A 3,514-nucleotide genomic window follows, 5' to 3' on the forward strand; every position below is an offset into this window, starting at 1 on the left:
AAGTGCTTTTTTGCGCTTTACTTGGGAATATCTGGTTAACTTAATGGCATTGCTCTATTTGTCTCTTATATTGTAAACCATCTGGTTGCAAATTGCAATACCTTAATTTTTATTTGTTTCTTGTCAAATTTTTAGATGCACATTGAGAAACTAAATGTAATGCCAAGGAAGAGAATACAGCTATGCATCGAAAAACATAGGCCCCACCCATAGGTGGCGTCTGTAGAGGGTTCGAATCCCTCCATTTACACGTTTTGCACTTTGATTTTGAACTTTTTGCTCTTAGTCAGTGACATGTGGTATCCGAATTTGAAAAAGCCTTTACCCCTTAAACCGCAAGGGATACAGGCAAAGAATAACCCTACCTAATCTGAACAACTGACAACAATTTGTTCAGATTGGGTAGGGTCGTTCAAGGACGTCAGGAACTGGTAGCACTCCATTCCTGGTGTCCTCTCTCTGCTCACAGCTTCAGCCGGATGATCTGCTTATAGAGCATCACATATTTCTTCTCTACCACCATGTCCTCATGGTAGTGTCCGAAAAACCAGTATTTGAATTGGCACCGCTGGCTTACCTCATCGAAAAATTCTGTCAGGGCATCTTTCCGGTAAAATCCGCCGCTGAATACATCCTGCACACTGGAGGGGCAGCAGTGGGTGATGATGTAGTCCACCTCCCAGCCGTGCTTTCCCAGGTTGGCCCGTGCGGTCTGATACTCCTCCTCGCTGGGCAGTTCCTCCTTCCACCAGGACAGGTGGTTCACCCGGTACATCGCGCCCCTGGCATCCAGTTGTCTGCATTTTTTCTTAAACAGGGGATCATCCGGTTCCAAGATGCCGTCTTGTATGTCGTGGCTGCTGGCCCCGCCCATGGTGAAGAAGGTCTTTCCCTGGATGTCGTAGACCGGCCCTTGCATCAGGTGGATCACCGAGGGCCGGATACGTTGCACCTTGCCGCCGTGCCACTCCTCTGTGGGATACTTCGCCAGTAGATCGAAGTTCTCATGGTTCCCGGAGACAAACAGGGTGGTAAACGGCCTATTCTCCAGCCAGTCCAATTGGCCCTGTTCCTCAGCGCTGCCATCCCATACCCCACCGAAGTCGCCGCAGCAGATCACACAGTCTCTCTTGGTCAGCTCTGCCTGCTCATAGAAAACTTCTTTTTTGAAGCGCCTGAAATCGCCATGCGTGTCACCTGTGATAAATATGGCCATGATGTCCTCGCCCTCTATTTCAATTTTAGCATATTTTCTGCTCGATCTCTACGTCTGTGTCCCGAATCTTGACCTGGATGGTTTCGGCGTCCACCACGGTGATCCGCTCCACGAACCTGCGGGTGAGATCGTCATCGTATTCGGTAAGGCACAGGGGCTGGCGGTCCAGCCACTCCTCCATTTCCCGTTTCCGGGACTCCCGAAGGCTCCGCTGTTCCTCGTCCTGCTCCATAGCGCCCATCTGGTTCAGGATATCCTGTTTCTCCTCCACAATGGTCTTTAGCTGGGCATTCAGCTCCGAGTTCTTCATATCTCCCAGAATTTTATCCAGCAGGACCGCCTGCTCCGCAGACAGGGCATCCAGCCTCTGCCGCAGGTCCAGGAGGCTAACACCGCCCACCTCGCCGCCGCTCTGGGCCAGCTCTGCCAGCTCCAGAACATCGGACTTGATCTCAGCCCGGATGGCGCCATATTCGTTCAGGGCGGCAACGATGGCCCGATGCAGCTTGTCCTCGTCCAGTGTAGGGGAGTTGTGGCAGTATTTTGTGCCGAACTCCAGCCGGGAGACACATCTCCAGACAATGCGTTTTTTGCCGTTTCTGGCCCATGTCACCCGCTTATAGGGCATACCGCACTCTCCACACACCAGAAGCTCGCTGAGGGCATACTTGGCGGAATACTTGCCCTGCTCGGTCTTGCCGCGTTTCTGCATCACCTTCCGCTTGCTGGCCCTGCGGGCCATCTCCTCCTTCACCCGGTAGAAGATGTCCCTGGGGATGATGGCGGGGTGGTGGTTCTGGGTGTAGTACATGGGCCGTTCGCCGTTGTTTTTTACCACCTTCTTATTTCCAATGGGGCCGGTGGTGTAGGTTTTCTGCCGCAGGCCATCGCCGATGTACTTCTCGCTGGTCAGGATGTTCTGGATCACCTGCCGCGACCAGCCTTGGATGCCCTCCGCCGTGGGAATCTCCCGTTCCGTCAGCTCCTTCTGGATATCCCCCAGGCTGCGGCCCTCCAGGTAGCGGGTGTAGATCAGGCGCACCGTCTCGGCCTCCTCCGGGTCAATCTCCGGTTTGCCGTTCGGCCCCCGGCGATAGCCCAGCGTCCGGCTGTACTGGAAGGGGATATTGCCCTCTTTCATGCTCTGCTGTATTCCTGGGATGATGTTCAGGCTCATGGATTCGCTCTCCGCCTGGGAGAAGCTGCTGAACAGGGTGATGAGGAACTCGCTGGACTCCTTTGCCTTGCCTTTATGGCGATCATTCCTGGGAACCATTCTTCATCTGAATAGCGCCATAGATATACAGACCGGGCACAAGCAAATTCAGGATCAGGCTGGTAAGGCTGCATTTTGTTTCGTAATGATTCACCTCCTCCTTCTGGCGAAACGAAAAGAAGCCCCCAAAGCATCCCGGTAATCAGGATGCTCTGGGGGCTTCTCATCTGCTGTTCGGTTGTTTTGGCCTCACACGGCCCGTTACGCGCCCAACGCGGCGGGGTTGTCCTCCTCCTGGGGCTGGATGTCGCCGCCCTCCGGCTGGGCCTCACAGGGGCCGACATAGCCCTCGTCCACGTCCATCGGCTCGGCCATGTTCAAGGCCCCTTCGATCACGCCCAGGACGAACTCCCGCTGAGTGACCTTTCTGCCGAGGCGGGCGCTCTCGCGCTCCAGGTGGGCCTTGATCCGCTGGAAAAGTTCCTCTGAGATCTGGAAGGCCAGGGTCCGGGTAGTGTTGTTCGTCATGGTGATGTTCCCTCCGTTTTCTTTCATTTTGAAGTATTCGGTGAGCAGCTCAGTGATGTACTGTGCGGTGGTCAGGCCAGATTCCTCTCTGGCCTCCGAGATTTTTTGATGCAGTTCCAAGCTGATTTGCGCGCAGAGATTTTTTGTGGCTGGCATCGGTTTTCCCCCTTTGCATGATTGTGAAGCAAGTATAGCTGGAAAGCATAGAGAAAGCTATTCACCATTACCAACAATGATTGAGAGACAAAGCAAACATAATCACCAAAGTGAACAGATAAGGGGAACGAAAAAAGCTGTCCACTGGTCTGCCTTAAAATTGACAGGCTGTGGACAGCCTTTTCGTTGTTTTGAATGCTGGAGAGTTCGAGTCATGCGTATTCCTAAAAACTCCCAAATCCGGCGGATTTGCATCTCCGGCTCGTTATTTTTATTTTACGCTTCCTTATTTTGTAAATGACATCATATTGTTCTGAACTTTCGCCGTTTTCTGTCTTTAGTAGCAAAAATCCCGCACCGAAGTGCGGGATTTTTGCCTGCATCTTTTTTGTCAATGC

At 52.9% G+C, this 3,514-nt stretch carries 3 protein-coding genes; all 3 read right to left on the reverse strand.

The features are described 5' to 3' along the window. Nucleotides 1-463: 463 nt before the first annotated feature. The 3 genes from QZ329_RS15275 to QZ329_RS15285 all read right to left on the reverse strand — a co-directional run bounded on the left by QZ329_RS15275 (nt 464) and on the right by QZ329_RS15285 (nt 3,116). The gene (locus QZ329_RS15275) at nt 464-1,216 is read right to left on the reverse strand and encodes a metallophosphoesterase family protein (protein WP_295753860.1); all 753 of its coding nucleotides are present in this window, start codon (nt 1,214-1,216) and stop codon (nt 464-466) included. A gap of 25 nt (nt 1,217-1,241) precedes the next feature. Next, nucleotides 1,242-2,492, reverse strand: a complete 1,251-nt coding sequence (locus QZ329_RS15280) for a recombinase family protein (protein WP_295753861.1) — start codon at nt 2,490-2,492, stop codon at nt 1,242-1,244. 201 nt (nt 2,493-2,693) lie between these two features. Further along, the gene (locus QZ329_RS15285; RefSeq protein ID WP_295753862.1) at nt 2,694-3,116 is read right to left on the reverse strand and encodes a translation initiation factor 2; all 423 of its coding nucleotides are present in this window, start codon (nt 3,114-3,116) and stop codon (nt 2,694-2,696) included. Nucleotides 3,117-3,514: the final 398 nt, after the last annotated feature.

Origin of the sequence: uncultured Oscillibacter sp., from assembly GCF_910579365.1 — a bacterium.
Lineage (GTDB): Bacteria > Bacillota > Clostridia > Oscillospirales > Oscillospiraceae > Oscillibacter.

Bases quoted from the DNA above. Each gene is read 5' to 3' on its own strand.
- QZ329_RS15285 (WP_295753862.1), bottom strand. From the start codon at position 3,116: ATGCCAGCCACAAAAAATCTCTGCGCGCAAATCAGCTTGGAACTGCAT.
- QZ329_RS15280 (WP_295753861.1), bottom strand. From the start codon at position 2,492: ATGGTTCCCAGGAATGATCGCCATAAAGGCAAGGCAAAGGAGTCCAGC.
- QZ329_RS15275 (WP_295753860.1), bottom strand. From the start codon at position 1,216: ATGGCCATATTTATCACAGGTGACACGCATGGCGATTTCAGGCGCTTC.